Annotated in this window: 13 protein-coding genes; 5 read left to right on the top strand and 8 right to left on the bottom strand. The window is 71.5% G+C overall.

Going from position 1 to position 22,547, the window contains the following annotated elements:
* Positions 1–32: 32 nt before the first annotated feature.
* Positions 33–6,101 (bottom strand): pullulanase-type alpha-1,6-glucosidase, encoded by a 6,069-nt coding sequence (gene pulA, locus AB0O93_RS15630; RefSeq protein WP_363344914.1) that lies wholly within the window; start codon positions 6,099–6,101, stop codon positions 33–35.
* Between the two features lie 337 nt (positions 6,102–6,438).
* Here pulA and AB0O93_RS15625 point away from each other — a divergent pair, with 337 nt between their 5' ends.
* Both AB0O93_RS15625 and AB0O93_RS15620 read left to right on the top strand, forming a co-directional pair.
* Positions 6,439–7,464 carry a DUF1731 domain-containing protein gene (locus AB0O93_RS15625; protein WP_363344912.1) on the top strand — a complete coding sequence of 342 codons (1,026 nt, stop codon included), beginning with the start codon at positions 6,439–6,441 and terminating at the stop codon, positions 7,462–7,464.
* Positions 7,465–7,567: 103 nt separating this feature from the next.
* Complete coding sequence (locus AB0O93_RS15620; RefSeq protein ID WP_363344910.1) at positions 7,568–11,017, top strand: choice-of-anchor I family protein; 3,450 nt, start codon at positions 7,568–7,570, stop codon at positions 11,015–11,017.
* A gap of 59 nt (positions 11,018–11,076) precedes the next feature.
* Here the strand turns inward: AB0O93_RS15620 and AB0O93_RS15615 are convergent, their stop codons facing one another.
* Positions 11,077–12,255 carry a thiolase family protein gene (locus tag AB0O93_RS15615; RefSeq protein WP_363344908.1) on the bottom strand — a complete coding sequence of 393 codons (1,179 nt, stop codon included), beginning with the start codon at positions 12,253–12,255 and terminating at the stop codon, positions 11,077–11,079.
* Between the two features lie 77 nt (positions 12,256–12,332).
* Between AB0O93_RS15615 and AB0O93_RS15610 the strand changes: the two genes are divergently transcribed.
* Entirely contained in the window at positions 12,333–13,280 is a 948-nt protein-coding gene (locus AB0O93_RS15610; protein ID WP_363344906.1) for an ROK family protein, read from the top strand.
* 19 nt (positions 13,281–13,299) lie between these two features.
* On the opposite strand, the gene AB0O93_RS15605 is transcribed toward AB0O93_RS15610, so the two are convergent.
* The 5 genes from AB0O93_RS15605 to AB0O93_RS15585 all read right to left on the bottom strand — a co-directional run bounded on the left by AB0O93_RS15605 (position 13,300) and on the right by AB0O93_RS15585 (position 19,425).
* On the bottom strand, positions 13,300–14,493 hold the full coding sequence (locus AB0O93_RS15605; RefSeq protein ID WP_363344904.1) for a bifunctional 2-methylcitrate synthase/citrate synthase: 1,194 nt from the start codon (positions 14,491–14,493) through the stop codon (positions 13,300–13,302).
* A 32-nt stretch (positions 14,494–14,525) separates the two neighbouring features.
* The gene (gene prpB, locus AB0O93_RS15600; protein WP_363344902.1) at positions 14,526–15,425 is read right to left on the bottom strand and encodes a methylisocitrate lyase; all 900 of its coding nucleotides are present in this window, start codon (positions 15,423–15,425) and stop codon (positions 14,526–14,528) included.
* Between the two features lie 145 nt (positions 15,426–15,570).
* The gene (locus AB0O93_RS15595; RefSeq protein WP_363344900.1) at positions 15,571–17,091 is read right to left on the bottom strand and encodes an MmgE/PrpD family protein; all 1,521 of its coding nucleotides are present in this window, start codon (positions 17,089–17,091) and stop codon (positions 15,571–15,573) included.
* Positions 17,088–17,744 (bottom strand): GntR family transcriptional regulator, encoded by a 657-nt coding sequence (locus AB0O93_RS15590; RefSeq protein WP_363345013.1) that lies wholly within the window; start codon positions 17,742–17,744, stop codon positions 17,088–17,090. Before AB0O93_RS15590 ends, AB0O93_RS15595 begins: the two co-directional genes overlap by 4 nt.
* Positions 17,745–17,850: 106 nt before the next feature.
* Positions 17,851–19,425 carry a DUF2252 family protein gene (locus AB0O93_RS15585; RefSeq protein WP_363344898.1) on the bottom strand — a complete coding sequence of 525 codons (1,575 nt, stop codon included), beginning with the start codon at positions 19,423–19,425 and terminating at the stop codon, positions 17,851–17,853.
* An 89-nt stretch (positions 19,426–19,514) separates the two neighbouring features.
* Here AB0O93_RS15585 and AB0O93_RS15580 point away from each other — a divergent pair, with 89 nt between their 5' ends.
* Positions 19,515–20,441: an ABC transporter ATP-binding protein gene (locus AB0O93_RS15580; protein ID WP_363344896.1), complete on the top strand. Its 927-nt coding sequence runs from the start codon at positions 19,515–19,517 to the stop codon at positions 20,439–20,441.
* The gene (locus tag AB0O93_RS15575; protein WP_363344894.1) at positions 20,438–22,069 is read left to right on the top strand and encodes a polyketide antibiotic transporter; all 1,632 of its coding nucleotides are present in this window, start codon (positions 20,438–20,440) and stop codon (positions 22,067–22,069) included. The genes AB0O93_RS15580 and AB0O93_RS15575 overlap by 4 nt, the downstream gene beginning before the upstream one ends.
* 4 nt (positions 22,070–22,073) lie before the next feature.
* Here the strand turns inward: AB0O93_RS15575 and AB0O93_RS15570 are convergent, their stop codons facing one another.
* A complete protein-coding gene (locus AB0O93_RS15570) occupies positions 22,074–22,541 on the bottom strand; it encodes an NUDIX domain-containing protein (protein WP_363344892.1) in 468 nt (155 codons plus the stop codon).
* Positions 22,542–22,547 lie beyond the last annotated feature (6 nt).

The following is a 22,547-nucleotide window of genomic DNA, read 5'->3' as shown; positions in this document are numbered from 1 at the left end:
TGAGGGGGCCGAGGTGTTTCCGGCGGAGCGCGTCAGCGCGCGATGACCGGCAGCGGAACCACCATGCGCGAGTCCTCGTAGCCCGAGGCCCCCGTGAACGACACCCGCAGCAGATGCAGGCCGCGCGAGAGCGGCGGGAGCGTCACGCGGAAGCGGCCGTTGGTGTCGGCCGTCACCGCGACGGTCGCCACGGTCTTCCCCGCGTCGGTGATCGTCACGGTGCCGACGGGCGCGGTCCGGTCGCGGGCGAAGACCGCACCGCTGACCGACACGGACTTGCCGACGGGGACGACGAACCGATCCGGTACCGCCACGACGGTCGTGGCGACCGGCACGATCTCCGCCTCGGTGAGCACCGCGACCGAGCGCGCGGGCACCGTCACCGTTCCCGTGGCGGCATCCCACGTCGTGGTCTTCACCACCGGGTCGGCGCCGTTCGCGAGCGCCGGAGTCAGGGCGAAGTCCCGACCGGCGAGCGCGTCGACGGTCTGGGTGACCGGCTCCGGCGAGGCGTTGAAGACCACCAGCGCACCGGCGAGCTCGTCGTCGACTCCCGCGCCGATCCGGTCGTCGATCACCATCGTGATCACGCCGGGTGCGGCATCCGCTCCCCCACCGGGGAACGAGACCTTCTCGGTGATGAGATCCGCCGACCCGAGGCGCAGGAGTCCGACCTCCGACCGCACCCGCAGGAGGTCCAGCGCCGCCGACTCCGCCGCGGCGATGTCGGATGCCGCGGGCTTCAGCGCCGGGTTCGCCAGGAGCGGCGCCATCAGCGGCCACTTCTCCTCGTTGTCGGCGCGAGGGGGGAGGCCCGACCCGAAGGTCGACTCGGTCCCGGTCCAGTCGATCCGGTTGAACCAGTCGCCGGAGTTGTAGCTGTTGCGATCGAGCGACTTCGAGCGCAGCAGCTCGGTGCCGGCGTGCCAGAACGCGGGCGTCTGCGCCAGGGCGACGGTCGCGAGCGAGACGGTGTTCATCCGCACCCGGTCGGCCATCGACGTCTCGACCGGCAGCTTCAGCACCGACAGGTCGTAGAGCGTCTCGTTGTCGTGCGCGTCGACGTAGGTGATGACCTCGTCCGGCTGGTCGGCGTAGCCGGCGGCCGAGCCGTTGTAGTCGACCTCGTCGCCCCGCTTCACGGACCCGTCGGATGCCGTGAACGTGAAGTCGCGGAGGTTTCCGGCGAGCCCGAGCTTGACGAGGTCGGTCTGCTGACCGAGCGTGCGGTCGGCCGGGTCGACGGGCGAGCCGTTCGGATCGGTGCCGAGGCCCGTGCCGAAGCCCTGGTCGAGCGTCGATGAGCCGTCGACCGGGCTGCCGCCGTGCACCCCGTCGCGGAGACGGTCGTTGAACGTGCCGATGCCGGTGCCGCCGAGCTGCCCCTGCGTGGCCTGCTCGAAGAGGGCGTTGTCCGCCACCTCGCCGAAGTTCCAGCCCTCGCCGTAGAGGTAGACGCTCTTCCCGTCGACGCCGTCCTTCTTCAGCGTCAACTCGTCGAGCGCGGCGCGCACGGCGAGCATGTTGTCGCGCGAGTGGTGCCCCATGAGGTCGAAGCGGAATCCGTCGACCTTGTAGTCGCGCGCCCACAGGACGACCGCATCGACCATGAGCTTCTCGGCGACCTCGTGCTCGGTGGCGACGTTCTCGCAGCAGGTCGAGGTCTCCACGCCGCCCGCCGCGTTGAGGCGGTGGTAGTAGCCGGGGACGACGCGGTCGAGGACCGAGCGCTCGCCCTGACCCGACTGGGCGGTGTGGTTGTAGACCTGGTCGAGCACGACCTGCAGGCCCGTGGCGTGCAGCGCCCCGACCATGTCGCGGAACTCCGCCACGCGCGCCCCGCCCTCGGGATCGGTCGCGTACGACCCCTCCGGTGCGAAGAAGTGGAACGGGTCGTAGCCCCAGTTGAAGCCGTCGGCGTCGCGGACGGCGTCGATGCAGGCCTGTTGCTGATCCGAATCCGGCGCGAACGAGGCCAGGTCGCAGTCCGGCACGGCCTGCGCCGCACGGTCCTCCTCGATCGTGGCGATGTCGAACGAGGGCAGGAGGTGCACGGTGTTGATCCCGGCATCCGCCAGCTGGGCGAGCTGGGTCATGCCGGCGCTCCCGGCCCGCGTGAACGCCCGGTACGTACCGCGCTCGTCCTCGGGGACGGTGGTGTCGGTGATCGAGAAGTCGCGGATGTGCAGTTCGTAGATCGCACGGTCCACGGGGCGGTCGATCTTCGGCGCCGCCGTCTTCTCCCACGCCTTCGGCCGGAAGGCCTTGTCGGCGAGGTCGATCGCGACCGAGCGCTCGGAGTTCGTCGTGAGGGCCACCGACGAGGGGTCCGTCACGAGGTTCGTCTCGATCGCCCCCGTGGTCGGGGCGTAGACGACGACCTCCCACAGGTATTCGTCGCCGCGCAGCTTCGCTCCGCCCTCGACGGTCCAGGATCCGGATGCCGCATCCCTGCGCGCCTCGTGCCGGACGGGGTCGCCGGTGGCTCCGGCCTCCCACGTCAGCAGCGTCGCCGACTGCGCCGTGGGGGCCCAGAGGCGGAACGTCGGCTTCTTGCCCGAGAACGTCACCCCGAGGGGCAGGTCGCGCACCGCATCCGCGTAGAGGTCGTCGAGGACGCCCGGGATCTGGATGCCGGTGAACGCCGACACCGCACCGTTCGCCGTCCGCTGGGCGAGGGCGAGCTGCCCCGTCAGGAGCGCGGCGACGGTCTCGCGATCGACGTCGTCCACCCGCAGCGCGGTGTACGCGGCGAGCGCCGGGAACCGGGAGCGCTGCTCCTCGGTGAGGCCGCCCTCGATCACCGAGAGCGTGAGGGGGTCGCCCCCGCGGATCTCGGTGCCCTCGAGCGAGAGACCGGCATCCGTCGAGCCGTAGAGCTCCCACACCGCGCCCGCGGCCGAGGACCCGAGGTCGCTCGGGACCGCGATCGTCGCCTGGTCGATCCAGTGGGCGCGGAGCTCGCCGAGCCCGTCGACCGCGCTCTCGGTGGAGCGGACGGTGAGGCGGTGCGAGGCGATGTCGTAGCGGAACGTGGTGACCTTCCCCTCGGTGGCGCGGAAGGTGATGTTCGACCCGCCGGGGGCGCCGTCCGCCCCGTAATTCTCGTCCCAGCTGCGGTCGTGGGCGACCTTCACCTCGTACGAGCCGGTCGGCAGGTCGTCGGTGGTGAACTGGAAGACGCCGTCGCCGTCGCGATCGAACATCATGCTCGCCAGGCAGGCCGGCGACCAGTCGGCCGGGCAGCCCAGCTCGCTCTGGAACGAACCGGGGAGGGTGATGACGGGGCCGTCCGCGGTGGAGGCGACGTTCTTCGTCCGCGGGTCGAAGAAGAACTCGATCGGTCCGCCCGCGTGGGCGAGGGTGATGTTCGGGCCGTTGAGGACGCCGCCGGCGCCGTAGTTCTCGTCCCAGCTCTTCTCGGTGGCGATCTTGTACTCGTAGTCGCCGGCCGCCAGGTCGTCGAGGCGCAGCGTCCAGATGCCGTCGACCTGGGTCATCTGCACCGCGTCGCACCCCGGCTGCCAGTCGTCCGGGCATCCGGCCTCACTGTTGAGGCTTCCGGGAACACTGACCGCGCCGTAGACGGTCGGCTCCTGCGGCTCGACCTCGCCGGGGCCCTCGGGCTCCTCCTCGACGACGCCGAGATCGACGCGGTTGCCGACCGAGGCGTAGGTCGATGCGGCCGACCGCGCACCCGCGGCATCGGTCGACACGGCACGGTACTCGATGAGCGTTCCGGGTGCGAGGTCGTCGACGTCGTGGAAGACGCGCGGGTCGACGTCCTCGGCTACGCCGAGCGGCTGCCAGTCGCCGCCGCCGACGACGCGCCACGCGAACGCGGTCTGACGCCACGCATCGTCCGCCGTCGCGGCGATCGGGGCGCTTCCGGAGAGACCCGCCCCCGCGGCGGGGACCGACACCGTCAGCGGCGCGGCCTCCGCCGGTGCCGACACGGTGCGATCGGCCCGCCACACCACGGCGGACAGCGGCGGCACGGTCAACGACACTTCGGCGGCGGCATCCGTGGCGAGAGTCTCGGCGTCGCCGTAGACCGGGGCGTAGGAAGCGTCCGCGGTCAGGGTGGACAGGGCGACGGATGCCTCGGTGGTGGCGTTGTTGATCGCGACGAGGTACTCGACACGCTCGGTGGGGTCGACGCGGGAGAACGCGTAGATCCCCGCGGCGTCGGCGGCGTGACGCTCGATCTGCGCACCGGTGGTGAGGGTCGGGTGCTCGGCCCGCAGCTGCGAGAGCGCCGCGATGTCGGTGTAGAGCGGAGCCTCCGTGTCGTAGCGGTCCTGCGTGCCGACGGTCTCGCCGGTCACGAGCGGCTGCTCGGTGTACTCGGCGACCTGGCTGGCGAAGAGCGACTGACGCGCGGCGCGGTCGCCGCCGTTGCCGGCGAAGCCCTGCTCGTCGCCGTAGTAGATCACCGGCTGGCCGCGGGTGAGGAACATCAGCTCGTGCGCGAGACGGTCGCGCTGGAGGACGTCGCCCTTGCCGCTGAGGAAGTGTCCGATGCGGCCCATGTCGTGGTTGCCGAGGAAGGTCGGCAGCGCCGTCGCGGAAGAATCCGGAGTCGTGTAGCGGTCATCGCCCGCGAAGAGCGTCGACAGGCCCGTGGGCTTGCCGCCGCCGGCGAAGGAGGAGGCCGCGCCCTGGAAGGCGAAGTCGAGGACGGAGTTCATGTCGGTTCCGCGGACGTAGGGCGCGAGCTTGGCCGGGTCTCCGTCGTACACCTCGCCGAACATGAAGAAGTCGGGCTTACCCTGCGCGCGGGCGTAGTCGAGGACCTCCGTGGTCCAGGTCTCCCAGAACTCGGTGTTGACGTGTTTGACGGTGTCGATGCGGAACCCGTCGATGCCGAGGTCCACCCAGTCCTGATACACCTCCACGAAGCCGTTCACCACGGTGGGGTGCTCGGTCATGAGGTCGTCGAGACCGACGAAGTCGCCGTACGTGACCGACTCCCCCGCCCAGGTCGAGTCACCGCGGTTGTGGTAGAGCGTCGGGTCGTTCAACCACGCCGGCACCTTGACCTCCGCCTCCTCCGGCGCGATGACGGGGGTGTACGGGAAGGAGGTCGCGGGGTCGAGCGCGGGGAAGGAGTCGGTGCCCGCATACGTCGCCGGGTCGAAGTCGGCGCCTGCGGCATCCCGATACGGACGCGTCGCCTGATCGACGTACGAGTACCGGCCCTCGGCGTAGGTGATGACGTCGGCGGTGTGGTTGGTGATGATGTCGAAGTAGACCTTGATGTCGCGCGCGTGGGCCTCCTCGATGAAGGCCGCGAGCTCCTCGTTGGTGCCGAGGTGCGGGTCGATGCGCGTGAAGTCCGTGATCCAGTACCCGTGGTAGCCGGCCGAGGCGTCGGCGCCGGAGCCCTGGACGGGCTTGTTCATGAAGCTCGGGGTCAGCCAGATCGCGCTCGTGCCGAGCCCCTCGATGTAATCGAGGTTCTGGCGGAGACCGGCGATGTCACCGCCGTGATAGAAGCCGGAGTCCGACGGATCGAGGCCGGTGGCGAGGCGGTCGCCCTCGAGGCCACCGGTGTCGTTGGAGGGGTCGCCGTTGGCGAACCGGTCGGTCATGACGAAGTAGAACTGCTCCTCCGCGCCCGGCTGGCGGACCGGCTCAGCCACGAGCGCGTCGTCGGCGTCGCTGTAGCCGCCGGTGAGATCGAGGGCCTCCACACCCACGCGCTGGAGGGTCGCGTCGAAGACGAACCGGAGCCGCGCGGGACCCGCGATGGTCACGGGGATGTTCGCGTCGGTGCCGTCGAGTCCGTACGCCTCGTCCCAGGCGTCGTCGAGGGCGACCTTGTACTCCCACGTGCCGGCCGGGACCTCGAACTCGGCGGCGTAGCGGCCGTCGTCGCCGGTCGGGGCGAGCTCGGTGGCCTCGCACTCGGGCTGCCAGTCGGCGCTGCAGCCGAGCTCGCTCTGCAGCGACCCGACGAGGGCGACGGTGCGGTCCGCGGCGGCGGCCGCGGGCGCGGCGAGCGCGGGCACGGCGAGGGACGAGACCCCCGCGGTCAGGACGAGCGCGGCGGTCGCGAGGGAAGCGAGGGCGCGGCGCGCGCGCGAGGGGGTCGTCATCGACACAGAGACTCCTGGGGAGCGGTGGGAGCGGAAGCGGCGGCACGGCTGCGTGACGTCGGCTGGGAGCGACCGTATCCCGGCGTCCCGCAGAGTTGCAAGCGCTTACATCATGAGAAGCCTCTCATCCCGCGATGTTCTCGCTCACACGCCCGCCCCCGCGCGCCACCGCGCAAACGCTTGCATCCCGAGGCCCGTCGCGGCGGCGCGGGCCGAACTCCTCAAAACCAGCCCGGTCAGGCCGGACTTGGGCCTCCCGGGCGCCGCAACACGACGTTCTTGAGGAGTTCGGGTCGGGGCGGGAGTGCATCCACCGGGCGCGGGGCAGGATGGGGGGATGAGCGAGACCGACCGACCCCGAGCCGACCGACCTCGCGCCGTCGTCGCCGGCGCGAGCGGCTTCATCGGCCGGGCCCTTGTGACCCATCTGCACAAGGCCGGCTACGACGTGCTGACGATCGGCCGCTCCGGGCCGGTGACGTGGGCGGACCCGGCGGCGGTCGCCCGCGCGGTCGACGGCGCCGAGGTCCTCGTCAACCTCGCCGGGAAGTCGGTGAACTGCCGGTACACCGACGCCAACCGCGACGAGATCCTCCGCTCACGGGTCGAGACGACCACGGCACTCCACGACGCGGTGGCCGCGGCATCCGCTCCTCCGCGGTTGTGGCTGAACGCCTCGACCGGCACGATCTACCGGCACGCGATGGACCGCCCGCAGACCGAAGTCGACGGCGAGCTCGGTACCGGATTCTCGGTGGATGTCGGTCGCGAGTGGGAGCGGGCGTTCTTCGCCGGCGACCTCCCGGCGACCAGGCGGGTGGCCCTTCGGATGGCGATCGTCCTCGGCGACGGCCCTGCGACGGCGCTGCTCCTGCGCCTCGCGCGCCTGGGTGCCGGCGGTCCGCAGATCGACGGATGGTGGTTCCCGCACCGCCGGTACCGCGGCATCGGCACCACCCCGTCCGGCGGCACCGGCTTCGCGTGGCACCGCACCCGCGGGCGCCAGCGGTTCAGCTGGATCCACCTCGACGACGTCCTCGGCGCGATCGACCTCCTCATCGACCGGGACGACATCGCCGGGCCCGTCAACCTCACGAGCCCTCGCCCGAGCGACAACCGCACGCTCATGCGCGAACTCCGCCGGGCCGTCGGGATGCCGATCGGGATCCCCGCCTGGCGGTTCATGCTCGAACCGGCGATGTGGGTGCTGCGCACCGAGCCCGAGCTCGTCCTCAAGAGCCGCTGGACGCTCCCGGGCGTGCTCGAGCGCGCGGGCTACCGGTTCCGGCATCCGCACCTCCGCGCGGCGATCGCCGACGTCGCGCGGACCGGCACCACCACCCGGGGCGGCGCCGTCACCTGACGGCCCCCGCTCGTTCACCTGATCGACACCCCTGCCCCGTAGGACGGGACGGCGCCTCACCGCGCCCTTCCCGACGCACGAACGAGCAGAGGATCCCTCCCTGATGAAGACACCGAGACGAGCCGGAGCGCTCGCCGCGGCCACCGCCGTCACCGCCACCCTGGCCCTCGCCCCCGCGGGGGTCGCCACCGCCGGGATCGTCGCCGATCCCATCGTCTACAGCGCGGACGACGCCGCGCTGACCCTCACCCCCGTCGGCACGTACGAGAGCGGTGTGTTCGACGCCTCGGCCGCCGAGATCGTCAAGGCCTACGGCGATCGCCTGTTCGTCGTCAACGCCCAGGCCGGCGCGGTCGACGTGCTCGACTACGCCGACCCGACCGCACCGGCCAAGGTGCACACCCTCACCTCCGCCGGCGTCGCCAACTCGATCGCCATCCGCGAGGACGGTCTCGGCGTCGTCGCGTTCGAGGCGCCCACGAAGACGGATGCCGGAACCCTGGTGTTCTTCGACGCGAACGCCGCGACCCCGAGCATCCTCGGAACGGTCACGGTCGGCGCCCTCCCCGACATGGTCGCGATCTCCGAGGACGGCGCGTACGCGGTCGTCGCGAACGAGGGCGAGCCCGCCGACGACTTCTCCGCCGACCCCGAGGGCTCGGTCGGGATCGTCGCCCTGCCCGGCACGGTGGCCGCTCCCGCGCAGGAGGCCGTCCGCACGGCGGACTTCCACGCGTTCGAGGAGGGCGGCTCGATGCCCCTCCCCGAGGGCGTCCGCGTGTTCGGCCCCACCCCCGAGGCGGACTTCCCGGTCTCGCGCAACCTCGAGCCGGAGTACGTCACCATCTCCGGCACGACGGCGTACGTCGCTCTGCAGGAGGCCAACGCCGTCGCGGTCGTCGACATCGCCGCCGGCGAGGTGACCGACATCCTGCCCCTCGGGTTCCAGGATCACAGTGTCGTCCCGCTCGACCCGAGCGACCGCGACCCCCGCGACGCGCCGACCCACAACCCTCGTACCTTCCCGGGCCTGAAGGGCATCTACATGCCCGACGGCATGGAGTCCTACCAGGCCGGCGGTGAGACCTACCTCGTCACCGCGAACGAGGGCGACGCCCGCGAGTGGGGCGAGTACGCCGAGCCGGTCCGCGCGAAAGACCTCGCCGCCGACGGCCTCGGCCCGGTCTGCGCCGACAGCCCGCTCGCCGGCCTCCTCGGCGACGCTGATCTCGGACGCCTGAATGTCACGATCGAGAACGGCTTCGACGCGGCCGCCGGCTGCTACGACGAGCTCTACTCGTTCGGATCGCGCTCCTTCTCGATCTGGGCGACCGACGGCACGCAGGTGTTCGACTCGGGCAACGACTTCGAGGAGATCACCCACGCCGCCGCGCCCGACTTCTTCAACTCCAACCACTCGGAATCGAACCTCGAGGGCCGCAGCGACGACAAGGGCCCCGAGCCGGAGAACCTCGCTATCGGCGAGGTCGACGGGCGCACCTACGCCTTCATCGGCTTCGAGCGCGTGGGCGGCATCGCGGTCTACGACATCACCGACCCCTCGGCATCCGACTTCGTGACGTACCTCAACAACCGCGACTTCTCGGTCTCGGTCGAGGACGGCGGGGCACTCGCGGATGCCGGGGACCTCGGCGCCGAGGGCGTGGAGTTCATCCCCGCCGACGCGTCGCCCACGGGCGAGCCGATGATCGCCGTGGCCAACGAGGTCTCGGGAACGGTCACCCTCTTCGCCATCGGCGCGGAGTCGTCGACCACCGACATCCAGGTGCTGACGATCAACGACTTCCACGGTCGCATCGAGCAGAACCTCGGAAACCGTGAAGCGGGCGCGGCGGTCATCGCCGGCGCGATCGACACGTTCGAGGCGGAGAACCCGAACACGCTCTTCGTCTCCTCCGGCGACAACATCGGCGCCTCGACCTTCACGTCCTTCATCCAGCAGGACAACCCGACGATCGACGCTCTCGTGGCCGCGGGCCTCGACCTCGGCGCCGTGGGCAACCACGAGTTCGACAGCGGGTTCGCCGACCTGACAGACCGCGTGTTGCCGCGCTACGGCGACGACGTCTTCGGTCTGGGTGCGAACGTGTACGAAGCCGGCACCACCACCCCGGCGCTGCCGGAGTACACGGTACGTGAGGTCGACGGCGTGCGCGTGGCCTTCATCGGCACCGTCACCCCCGACACCGCGACGATGGTGAGCCCCACCGGAATCGCCGACATCGCGTTCGGCGACCAGATGGAGGCGGCGAACCGCGTGGCGGCCGAGCTCACCTCGGCCGATGCCGCGGACGTCATCATCCTGCTCACGCACGACGGCGCCCCGACCTCGGACTGCGCCACGCTCTCGCAGGGCGACTCGGACTACGCCGCGCTGGTGAACGGCGCCTCGGCGGAGATCGACGCGATCGTCTCGGGCCACACGCATCAGACGTACGCGTGCGAGGTGCCCGTGAATGGCGTCGCCGGAACGGAGCGCCCGGTCATCCAGGCGAACCAGTACGGCACGACCCTCGGCAAGCTCGACATCTCGGTGGATGCCGACACGAAGGAGCTCGTGTCGGTGTCGGGTGCGACCGTTCCGCTCGTCGTCGACGGCGTCGCGGCATTCCCCGCCGACCCGGCGGTGGCCGAGATCGTCGCCGCGGCGGTCGAGGTCGCCGAGGTCGAGGGCTCGGTCGAGGTCGGGGCGATCAGCGCCGACATCCTCCGCGGTGGCACTCCTCCGGGAGATGACCGCGGGGTGGAGTCGACGCTCGGCAACCTGGTCGCCGACATGTACCTGTGGGCGACGTCCAACGACGCGTACGCGGGGACGCCCGCCCAGATCGGCCTGATGAACCCCGGCGGACTCCGCGCGGACCTGCTCTTCGGCGCCGACGGCACCCAGACCTACCGCGACGTGGCGAACGTGCAGCCCTTCGCCAACACGCTGGTCACCGTCACCCTCACCGGAGCACAGCTGAAGGCCGTGCTCGAGGAGCAGTGGCAGCCCGCGGGCTCGTCGCGTCCGAAGCTCCACCTCGGCGTCTCGGAGGGCTTCTCATATGAGTACGACCCCGAGGCGGCATCCGGCGAGCGCGTCCTGTCGATGACGCTCGACGGGGCGGAGATCGCGGCGGCCGACGAGGTCACCGTCGTGACCAACTCGTTCCTCGCGGCCGGCGGTGACAACTTCTTCACCTTCGCCGAGGGCACCGACCGCACCGACACGGGGCAGGTCGACCTGGTTGCGACCGTGGAGTACTTCGAGGCGTTCGACGTCGTCGACCCTGCGCCGCTCGGCCGTGCGGTCGTGGCGGATGCCGTCACCCCGACGCCGACCCCGACGCCGACCGACCCGGGCACGACCCCGGGCGCCGGCAACGGCAACGGCTCCGGCAGCGGCTCGGGCTCCGGCTCGGGCTCGGGCGGTGACCTCGCCGTCACCGGTGTGGAGCTGCCGTGGGGCATCGCCCTGGTCGCCGCCGTGATGGCGGCCCTCGGTGGCTTGCTCGTCGTGACGCGCCGGAGCGTGCGTCCGGGAGCCTGATCCGCCTCCGACGTCGACGCCCCGGGACCGCTGCGCGCGGTTCCGGGGCGTCGCGTTTCTCAGAGCCGTTCGATGATCGTGGCGTTCGCGAGCCCGCCGCCCTCGCACATCGTCTGCAGACCGTAGCGTCCGCCGGTGGCCTCGAGGTGGGCGAGCATCGTGCCGAGGAGCCGGGTGCCGGAGGCGCCGACGGCGTGACCGAGGGCGATCGCGCCGCCCCACGGGTTCAGGCGCGCGGGATCGGCGTCGAGCTCGCGCTGCCACGCGAGCGGCACGGAGGCGAACGCCTCGTTGACCTCGTACACGTCGATGTCCGACAGTGTCAGACCGGAGCGCTCCAGGATGCGGCGGGTCGCCGGGATCGGCCCGGTGAGCATCATCAGCGGGTCGTCGCCGACGACGGCGAAGGTGTGGAAGCGGGCCCGCGGGGTCAGGCCGAGGGCGAGCGCGCGCTCCTCGGACATCAGCAGGACCGCGGATGCGGCATCCGTCAGCGGCGAGGAGTTCCCCGCCGTGACGTGCCAGCCGATCTCGGGGAAGCGCGCGGCCATTTCGTCCGTGCGGAATGCCGCGGGGAGGCCGGCGAGGGTGGCGGCGGTCGTCCCGGGCCGCACCGTCTCGTCACCGTCGATGACGCCGCGGTCCGTGGCGACGGGGATAACCTCGCGGTCGAAGCGCCAGGCCGCCCACGCGCGCGCGGCCCGTGCGTGGGACTGCGCGGCATAGCCGTCGAGCTCGTCGCGCCCCAAGCCCCAGCGCGCCGCGATGAGCTCGGCGGCGACGCCCTGGTTCACCAGGCCCTCCGGATAGCGGCGTCGGATCCCCTCCGACGGCGCCGCCCCCGCGGTCGACGACCCGAGCGGGACGCAGCTCATCGACTCGACCCCGCCGGCGATGACGACGTCGTAGGCGCCGGCGATGATGCCCTGCGCCGCGAAGTGCACCGCCTGCTGGCTCGATCCGCACTGCCGGTCGATCGTCGCCGCCGGCACGCGCTCATCGAACCCCGCGGCGAGCACCGCCTGCCGGGCGACGTTCATCGACTGGTCGCCGACCTGGCTGACGCATCCGAGCAGAACGTCGTCGACCTCACCGGACGGGATGCCGTTCCGCTCGAGCACCCCCGACAGGACCCCCGCGGCGAGATCGACCGGGTGCACCCCGTGCAGCGCCCCGGAGGGCTTGCCCCGACCGGCGGGGGTGCGGACGGCGTCGACGATGACAGCGGTTCGGAGCATGACCCCATCGTCGCTGAGCGGCACGCGGACGTCCAGGCGCGCGGCCATGCGGTTCGGGCTCGGCCAGGATGGACCGCATGAACGCACGCGACCTGGTCCTCGCCGTCGATGTCGGGGGAACGAAGCTCGAGACGGCGATGGTGGATGCCGAGGGCGGCGTCGTCGCCGGCACCCGCCATCGCGCCCCGACGGGCCCGGCGACGGACGCCGGGTCCCTCGACGCCGCCCTCCGCGACGCGATCGCGCGGACCCTGGCGTCCTCGCCCGCAGCGCCCGTGGCCGCCGGGATCGGCACCGCCGGACCGGTGGATCTCCCCGCGGGCACGACGAGCCCGCTGAACCTGCCCCGAGCCGCGGGGTTCCCGATCGTGCAGACCGTTGCGGCGGCATCCGGCGTCTCCGACCTCGCCCTGCGGCTCGACGGCGCGTGCATCGCGCTCGCCGAGACGTGGGTCGGCGCCGCCCGCGGCGCCTCGGACGCGCTCGTGTTCGTCGTCTCCACCGGGATCGGCGGCGGCATCCTCAGCGGCGGTCGGCTGCTCGCGGGCGGTACGGGCAACGCCGGCCACCTCGGCCAGCTCGTGGTCGCGGCATCCGTCGACGACAACGCGGGTCTCGACACGGCCGGCGGCGCCGCGGGCTGGACCGCCGAAGGGCTCGGCTCGGGACCGCACACCGTGGCCTGGGCGCGTCGGCAGGGCTGGAACGGAGACACCGGCGAGGACCTCGCCGCGGATGCCGCCGGCGGCGACGCGATCGCCCGCCGCGCCGTCGAACGATCGGCGCGAGTCGTCGGCATCGCGGTGACGAACGTCGCGATGCTCCTCGACATCGACCTCGCGGTCGTCGGCGGCGGGTTCGCACGCGTCAGCGCCGACTACACCGAGCTCGTCGAGCGCTCCGCCCACGCGCACGCGGTGAACGCGTACGGGCGTCGCGTACGCGTCGTCCCCGCCGCCGCCGGAGCGGATGCCCCGCTCATCGGCGCCGCCGCCCTGCACTGGCGCTCCGACCTCCTCCGCTGAACCCGCACGCGGCCCTCGCTCAGCCGGCGGCCTCCTCGGGGCGCGCCGCGACCTCGGCGGCCGCGGCATCCGGAACATAGCCCGCGACATGCCGCTCGGCGGGACCGACGTACTCCGACAGCGGGCGGATGAGGGCATTCGCCCCGAACTGCTCCATGACGTGCGCGGTCCACCCGGTCACGCGCGCGGCGACGAACAGCGGCGTGAAAGTGAGCGTGTCGAAGCCCATCAGCGCGTAGGCCGGGCCCGAGGGGTAATCGAGATTGGGGTAGATCCCCTTCCGCGCGACGAACTCGGACTCGAGGGCGTCGTAGAGCTCGGCCACATCGGGACGCTCGTAGTGCTCGACGAGGGTGTCCAGCGCCGCCTTCATCGTCGGCACGCGCGAGTCGCCCCGCTTGTAGACGCGGTGCCCGAAGCCCATGATCTTCCGCTTGTTCTCGAGGGCGTCGTCGAGCCAAGCAGAGACGTTCGCGGCCTCGCCGATCTCGTCGAAGACGTGCAGCACGGCCTCATTGGCCCCGCCGTGGAGCGGTCCCTTCAGGGCGCCGACGGCCCCGACGACCGCGGAGTACAGGTCGCTGAGCGTGGAGGCGATGACCCGGGCGGTGAAGGTCGAGGCGTTGAAGGAGTGCTCGGCGTAGAGGATCATGGACCGGTTGAACGCGTCGACGACGACGTCGTCCGCCTCTTCGCCGAACGTCATCCAGAGGAAGTTCGCCGCGTAGTCGAGATCGTCGCGCGGCGCGACGATCTCTAGCCCTCGCCGGCGACGCTGCCCGTACGCCACGATCGCGGGGAGGGCGGCGAAGAGACGGATGCTGCGCCGCAGGTTGTCCTCCGCGCTGCCGCTCGCCGCCAGCACCGACCCCGAGCCGGCGAGATCCTGCGCGCCCAGGAGGCTCACGGCGGTCCGCACCTCGTCCATGGGGTGCGCGTCGACCGGCACCAGGTCGATCACGGCACGCACCTCGTCGGCGAGCGCTCGGTACTCCCGCTCGGTCGCACGCAGGTCGGCCAGGGCCGCGGCATCCGGGAGCTCTCCGGTCCACAGCAGGTGCGCGACCGCCTCGAACGGCTGCGTGGCCGCGAGCTCCTGCACGGGGTACCCGCGGTACAGCAGCGAATTGGTCTCGGGGTTGACCTTCGAGATCGCGGTGACGTCGGCGACGACGCCCGCGAGCCCCTTCTTGATGTCGGTGGTGTCGGTCATCGTCTCTCCTCGCGGGTGCGGGTCTGCCGGGGTCAGCGCTCGACCTGGAACGTGAAGACGTCCTGGTCGAACCGGGTGTACTGCTCGTAATCGACCAGGTCGTACAGGTCGGCGCGGTGCTGCATCTCGCCGAGGCGGGACGTGAGGCGCCCCTCCTCGGTGAGGGTCTCGAGGGCGCGGGACGACGCCCCCATCGCCATCCGCAGGAGCGACACCGGCCAGATGACGATGTTCACCCCGACGTCGCGCAGCTGGTCGACGGTGAAGAGGTCGCTCTTTCCGAACTCCGTCATGTTCGCCAGGATCGGCACGTCCACGGCGGCGCGGACGGCGGCGAACTCCTCGAGGGTGCGCATGGCCTCGGGGAAGATCGCGTCGGCTCCGGCATCCACCAGCGCCTTGGCCCGGTCGATCGCGGCGTCCACCCCGTCGATCGCGCGGACGTCGGTGCGCGCCATGACGAGGAAGTTCTCATCGCGTCGGGCGTCGGCGGCGGCACGGATGCGGCGGATCGCGGTGTCGAGATCGACGACGGACTTGCCGTCGAGGTGACCGCAGCGCTTGGGGTTCACCTGGTCTTCGATGTGCATGCCGGCGAGCCCGGCATCCTCCAGGGTCTGGATGGTGCGCGCGACGTTCATGGGCTCGCCGAAGCCGGTGTCGGCGTCGATCAGGGCCGGGAGGTCGGTCATCCGCGCGATCTGCTGCCCGCGCCCGGCGATCTCGCTGAGGGTCGTGAGCCCGATGTCGGGAAGCCCCAGGTCGGCGGACAGCACGGCGCCGGAGATGTACACACCCTCGAAGCCGTGCCGCTGGATGAGCTTCGCGCTCAGGGGGTTGAACGCCCCGGGGAAGCGCAGCAGCTCGCCCGAAGCCAGCCGTTCGCGCAGGACCCGCCGCTTCTCGGCCGCGCTCGTCGTCGCGTACAGCATCAGCGGCCGCCTTCCGCGCGTCGCGCCAGGGCCCGCCGTGAAACCCCGGGGCGAATTCGACCCCGCACGGCGCCCGAAGGCCCCGAGACGTCGATTTCTCCCCACGCTTTCACGCGCACGTCCCTCACCACGGCCGCCCGGGCCATCAGAACAGGCCCTTCGGCGCGGGAGCGGTGGCCAGGACCCCGGGGAGCGCGACGATCGACAGCTGTCGAACCTCGTCGACGGACAGTTCCGGCAGCCGCTCGGCGAGCGCGAGGAACCGGTCGATCTCCTCCGGCGACAGCACGGGCTCGGCCAGCAGCCGGAACTTCGCGACGTAATCGGCGCGCGCGAACGGGCGTGCGCCGAGCGGGTGGGCGTCGGCGACGGCGATCTCGTCCTCGATGACGGTGCCGTCGTTCAGCGTCACGACCACCCGACCGCCGAAGGCCTTCTCGTTCGGGTCTTCCGAGTGGTAGCGACGCGTCCACTCGGCATCCTCGGCCGTGGTGATCTTGTGCCACAGCGCGACGGTGTCCTCGCGGCCCGCGCGCTCGGGGGTGTACGAGTCGACGTGGTGCCAGCCGCCGTCCTGCAGGGCGACCGCGAAGATGTACGGGATCGAGTGGTCGAGGGTCTCGCGCGACGCGGTCGGGTCGTACTTCTGCGGGTCGTTCGCGCCGGATCCGATGACGTAGTGCGTGTGGTGCGAGGTGTGCAGCACGATCGAGGCGACGTCGGCGGGGTCGAAGGCGGCCTCCCCGTGCAACTTCCGCGCCAGGTCGATCCACGCCTGCGCCTGGTACTCCGCCGAGTGCTCCTTCGTGTAGGAGTCCAGGATGCCGCGCTTGGCCTCACCCTCAGCGGGCAGGGGCACCTCGTACGCGGCGTCGGGCCCGTCGAGCATCCAGGCGATGACGCCGTCCTCGCCCTCGTAGATCGGCGACGGAGACGTCTCGCCGCGCATCGCGCGGTCGACGGCCTCGATCGCCATCTTCCCGGCGAACGCGGGGGCGTGCGCCTTCCAGGTCGAGATCTCGCCCTTGCGCGACTGCCGCGTCGCGGTGGTGGTGTGCAGCGCCTGCCCGACCGCCTGGTAGATGGTCTCCGCGGGAAGACCCAGGAGCGTGCCGATTCCGGCCGCGGCCGAGGGCCCGAGGTGCGCGACGTGGTCGATCTTGTGCTTGTGCAGGCAGATCGCCCGGACGAGGTCGATCTGGATCTCGTACCCGGTGGCGAGTCCGCGCACGAGCGCGGCGCCGTCGACACCGACGTGCTGGGCGACCGCGAGGATCGGAGGGATGTTGTCGCCGGGATGCGAGTAATCCGCCGCGAGGAAGGTGTCGTGGTAGTCGAGCTCGCGCACCGCCACACCGTTGGCCCACGCCGCCCACTCGGGCGACGTGCGGCGTTCGAGCGCGCAGCCGAAGACGGTGGCGCCGGATCCGCCGACCGACACGGCGTGGTCGAGGGCCTGCTGGCGGGCGGCGCTCACCGGCGCGCGTCGCAGCGACGCCGCGGCGACGGCGGCGTTGTCGATGACGCGGTTGATGATCATCTCGGTCACGTCGTCGTCGACGCCGACGGGGTCGGCGGCGATCTCGGCGATGCGCGACGCGAGCTGCCCCTCGCGCGGGAGGTGCTCGTCGCTGCGGTGGACGCGGAGGTGGTGCGTGACGGTCATGGCGTGCCTTTCACGGGGGCGGGGTCGGCGGAGAGCGCGGTCAGCACGCTCGTCAGGGCGTGGTGGAGGTGCAGGTGGGTGGCGTGGGCGGCGAGTTCGGGGTCGCCGGCCGCGATGGCGTCGGCGATGACCCGATGCTCGGCGACGGATGCCGCGAGACGCTCGGGGTTGTCGCGGGCGAGGCGGCGCACGCGTCCGAGGTGCGTGCGGACGGTCCGGAGGGCCGCGGTCAGGTAGTCGTTGGCGGCGGCGGCATCCACCGCCGCGTCGAACCGGGCGATGAGCGCGTAATAGTCCTCGCGCTCCGACCCCTCCGCGGGCGCGGCGCGGGCGAAATCCGCAGACAGAGCAGCGAAGACCGCAGGATCGCCGTGGCGTGCCGCCAGCCGCGCCGCCGTCTCCTCCAACGCGCGGCGCACCTCGAACAGCGAACGGATGTCGTCCACGTCGATGTCGCTGACGACGGTCATGCGCGGCGACTGCTGGACGACGAGTCCGTCCGACGCAAGACGCCGCAGCGCTTCGCGGAGAGGGGTCCTGCTCACCCCGAGCCGCGAGGCCTGCTCGACCTCGCCGAGGACGGTTCCGGGCGGGAGTGCGCCGACCTGGATCTGACGGAGCAGCTCGGTGTATGCGCGATCGCTCGCCCGCACCGTTGCTCCCTCGCGCCGCATCCCTCCACTGTATACAGAATTACGCCCTACCGGCGAGAATTCAGCAGAACGACCCCATTACGTATACAAAGCGCACCTGCTCATCTCAGCGGTACACGTGATCGATGGCCGTGAACGCTCCGAGGGCGTGGTCCGCCCGGAAGTGCTCGTGATCGATGCGGACCCGGTCTGCCGCCTCGATCGCGAAGCGCACGATGTCGTCCACGAACAGCGCCTCGCGTCCGATGGCGCTCAGGATCTCCGGTTCGGCGTCGTGATCGATCAGCCCCGATTCGTCCGAGAGCGCGTGGGACTGGGCGAGGGAACGGCCGCAGATCCGGGCGTACGACATCCACTGCTTCTTCGACAGCTTCTTCAGATTGATCGAATCCCGGTACGGCGCCCGTTCACGCACCATGAAGCTCAGACCGTCGAGACGAGCGGCTCCGTAGAACCGATCGCCCGCGACGAGGTGGACCCCCTGGGCGTGGCTGATGCGCTCGGCGTAGCCGTCCACGACATAGGGCGAGGGGGGCACGGGCCCGTCGAGCGCCGAGCGTCGCGCCTGTTTGAACTCCAGCACGACATCGTCGCTTCCGTCACCACGCGCTCCCTCGATCATGAGGTAGTAGCGCGGGAGCCCCAGCGACGCAGTGCCCTGGCCGAGCCTCATGCAGACGTCCTTGACCCTCATGGCGGGGGTCCGGTCCTCGGGCACGTCGACGTCGTTGTCACGCAGGTACGCGTCGAGGGCCGTCTGGAACTCTTCTCGACGCCCGCTGACCGGCACCAGCTGGTCGTCGGCGCGGAAGCCCCTGCGGAACTCGTCGTGATACTTCCGCGCCAGCCAGGTGGACCGATCCTCGAGAGAGTTCTGGATGAGGTTCGCGATGATCTCGGGCGCGTTGTCCATGCGCAGTTGCGAGGTGGTCTCGTCCTTGCTTCCGGCATAATCCCGCACGCCATCGATGTAGCCCTCGACGAACGCGGCGGCGATCTTGGCCTGACGCGTCCTCCCGTGATCGCCCTTCTCCTCTGCGGCGAGCAGGAAACCCGTCGCCCCACGCTTGAGATCCCACGTGAACGGCGCGTAGTAGGCCTCGTCGAAGTCGTTGACGCCGAAGATCGGCACGTCGTCGCGGCTCGGCATGACTCCGAAGTTGTCGGGGTGCACATCACCGAGGGTCAGAACGGTCGGCATCCACGCGTCCTCACCCGCCATATCCCGGTAGAAGAGCAGGCACGTACCGCGGAAGAAGGAGAACGTCGAACCGGCGAGCTTGTCGAACTTCGCGATGGCCTCTTCGTCGGCGTTCGCGATGCGGGTCTGATGGTCCTCGCGGATCGTCTGCCGAACGTGGCTGCGGCGCTCACCGCCGTGCAACTGTCGCGGCAGGAAGACCATCTCGCCGCGGGATCTGGCTTCAGCGAGGAGACGGAACGCCTCGACCCTTGACGCGGCCGGGTGGACTCCGTGGTCGAGGCCGCCACCGCCCCCCGCGGGAGAGTCCGAGTCGTCGGACGGCCGCGACTGATCCGACAGCGCTTCGACGAGCTGCGCCTTCGTCATCCCGGATCGGCCCGTCACACCTGCCGCTCGAGCCCTGTCGCGCAGCTCGGACGCCGTGCGTCTCATGAGGGCGGAACGGTCGATGTCCTCGGGCATGTCGATATCCGGCATAGGCCCTTCCTAGCAGCCCTCGACGTCCGACTCTGCCGCGGGAAGGAGAGTCATCGCGACAGTGGCGCCCCAGGCGTACCATCACCGCCATGACGACCGTCATCCGCACCACCGGTCTCACGAAGTCCTACGGGCGCACCGCGGCGCTCGACGGCCTCGACCTCGATGTGGGAGCGGGCGAGGTGCACGGCTTCCTCGGCCCGAACGGGGCGGGGAAGACCACCGCCATCCGCATCCTGCTCGGGCTCGCGCGCGCGACCTCCGGCACGGCGACGGTCTTCGACCGCGACCCCTGGAAGGATGCCATCGACCTGCACCGCCGCATCGCCTCTGTGCCCGGGGATGTGAGCGTGTGGCCGAATCTCACCGGAGGCGAGACGGTCGATCTGCTCGCCCGGCTGCGGGGCGGCGGGCGCACCGCGGCCGGTTACCGCGCAGCGCGGGATCGGCTGATGGCGGACTTCCAGTTCGATCCGCGGAAGAAGGGGCGGGCGTACTCGAAAGGCAACCGTCAGAAGATCGCCCTGGTCGCGGCGTTCGCCGTCCCCGCCGACCTCTACATCATGGACGAGCCGACGAGCGGCCTCGATCCCCTCATGGAGATGGTCTTCCAGGGCGAGATCGCCCGTGTGCGCGCCGAGGGTGCCACGGTCCTGCTGTCGAGCCACATCCTGTCCGAGGTCGAGCAGCTCTGCGACCGTGTCAGCATCATCCGCGCCGGCCGGGTCGTCGAGACGGGGACACTGACCGACCTCCGCCACCTGACGCGCACGGCGGTGTCGTTCACCGCGCCGCGCGAGGGCGGAACACCCACGATCCCGGGCGGGCACGACCTCCGCGTCGAGAACGGCCGCGTGCACCTCACGGTCGACAGCGACCGCGTCGCGACCATCCTGCCGACCCTCGGCGCGATGGGGGTGGAGGGTCTGCGAATCGAACCGCCGTCGTTGGAGGAGCTCTTCCTCCGCCATTACGACCGCGTCGATCCGGCGGCGCGCGGGGGTCACCCGACATGACCGATCTCCCGCGTGCGGCCGCACTGGCGAGTCAGCGCCTGCGCAGAGACGGGGTGCAGCTCATCCTCTGGATCGTGGGCGCCGCGGTCCTCGCCGCGGCCGCCTACGCGGGCGTGCAGAGCGCGTTCGACTCGGACGCTGCGCGCCGCTCACTCCTGGCCGCGGCCCTCGCCAATCCCGTCATCCTGCTCTTCCGGGGGCTCCCGTCCGGCGCCGGCGAGGGCGCGTTCGTCGCCTTCCTGATCGTGCCGTTCCTCTGTCTCCTCGCGGCGCTCATGAGCACGTTCCTCGCGGTGCGCCACACGCGGGCGGAGGAGGAGTCCGGGCGGGCCGACCTCGTCGGAGCCACCTCGGCGGGACGGATGCTGCCCGTCGCCGTCGCGCTGCTGCACGGCGCGGCGGCGAACACGGTCTTCGCGACCCTGGTCGCGCTCGGGCTGATCGCGGTGGGCCTTCCGGTACCCGGCGCCCTCGTCACCGGCGCAGCCGCGGGCGGTGTCGGGCTGGTGTTCCTGGGATTCGGGCTGATCGCCGCCCAGGTCTTCCGCACCTCGCGGGCCGCGAACACGGCGGGGGTCACGGGAATCCTCCTCGCGTACCTGATCGCCGGCATCGGCAACGCGCTCGGAACCCCCAGCGCGGACCTCCAGCGGATGGAGAGTGCGTGGCCGACCTGGCTCTCCCCCTTCGGCTGGGCGGAGAACACGCGCCCCTTCTCCGACGACGCACTCGCACCGCTTCTGCCGGCGCTCGGTGTCGCCCTCCTTCTGAGCCTCGGCGCGCTCGCCTCCTCCCATCGGCGGGATGTCGGCGCAAGCCTCCTCGGCGAGCGCACCGGTCCCGCCGAGGCGCACGCGACCCTCCGGTCGCCGGCGTCCCTGCTGTGGCGGCTCTCGGCGGGAGCCGTCCTCGCCTGGTCGGCGGGCGCGGCCCTGGCGGGACTCCTCTCCACGACTCTCGGCTCGGTCGTCGAGGAGATCGGGGCCGACAACCCCGCGCTGGAGGCGATCCTGGCGCAGATCTCCGCGGCGGACGGCTCTCTCGATCAGGCCGTCCTCACCACCTTCTTCGTGATGATCGGGATCTTCGCGGCGTGCGCCGGTGTCCAGGGGGTCGTGCGCATCCGTCAGGAGGAGGTGCATGGGACCGCGGAGCCGGTGCTCGCGACCGCCGTGGGCCGAGTGCGGTGGCTGGGAGCCGCCGCCGCCGTCAGCGTCATCGCGATCGCCCTCGTCCTGACCGTCGGGGTCGCCGGCGCATGCCTCGGAGTCGTGGGAACCTCGGGCGCCCCCGACCTGTACCGCAGCGCCGTCGTCGCCGCGGGCGGCCAACTGGTCGCGGCGACCGTCTTCACCGCCCTCGCCGCCCTGGTGTTCACCCTGTCGCCGCGCGCGACGCTCCCCCTCGGGTGGGGCCTCGTCGCCGTCGCCGCGGTCCTGGGGCTCTTCGGTCCGATTCTCGGACTCCCCGACGACCTCGCCCGACTCTCCCCCATCGCGGCGGCACCCATTCCCGTCGGCGACGGGACCGACATCCGCGGACTGTGGTGGATGCTCGGGACCACCGCTGCGGCGATGACCGCGGCTCTCACGCTGATGCGGCGCCGCGAGCTCGCCCCGGACGGGTGAGGGGTCAGGCCTCGCCGATCGCCGCCCGCAGCGCGTCGATCGCGGGCCGCTGACCCGCCGACAGCAGGTCCCGGGCGGCGACGACGGGCACCCACGCGACCCGATCAACTTCGGGAAAGGACCGCCGCTCCCCCGACCGCGGCGGCCACTCCATCTCGAACTCACCGAAGACCGCGTCCGCGACATCGAGATCCGCCTCCACCGCGAAGAAGTGCAGCACCTTCCGGGATGCCGCGACCGGGGCGAGGGCGACCATCGGCCCGTCGGGCGGCGTGAGCCCCAGCTCCTCGCGGAACTCCCGCCGTGCGGCATCCGCCGCCTCTTCCTCGGCGGGGTCGAACTCGCCCTTGGGGAAGGTCCACGCCCCGGCGTCCTTCCGGGCCCAGAACGGACCGCCCATGTGCGCGATGAGCACCTCGCGCCCCTCCGCGCCGCGACGGTGGACGATGAGTCCCGCACTGGTGACCGGCATCCCTCG

This window comes from Microbacterium sp. NPDC077184, assembly GCF_040687055.1.
Taxonomy (GTDB): domain Bacteria; phylum Actinomycetota; class Actinomycetes; order Actinomycetales; family Microbacteriaceae; genus Microbacterium.
This window is presented reverse-complemented; position numbering and strand designations above follow the sequence as displayed.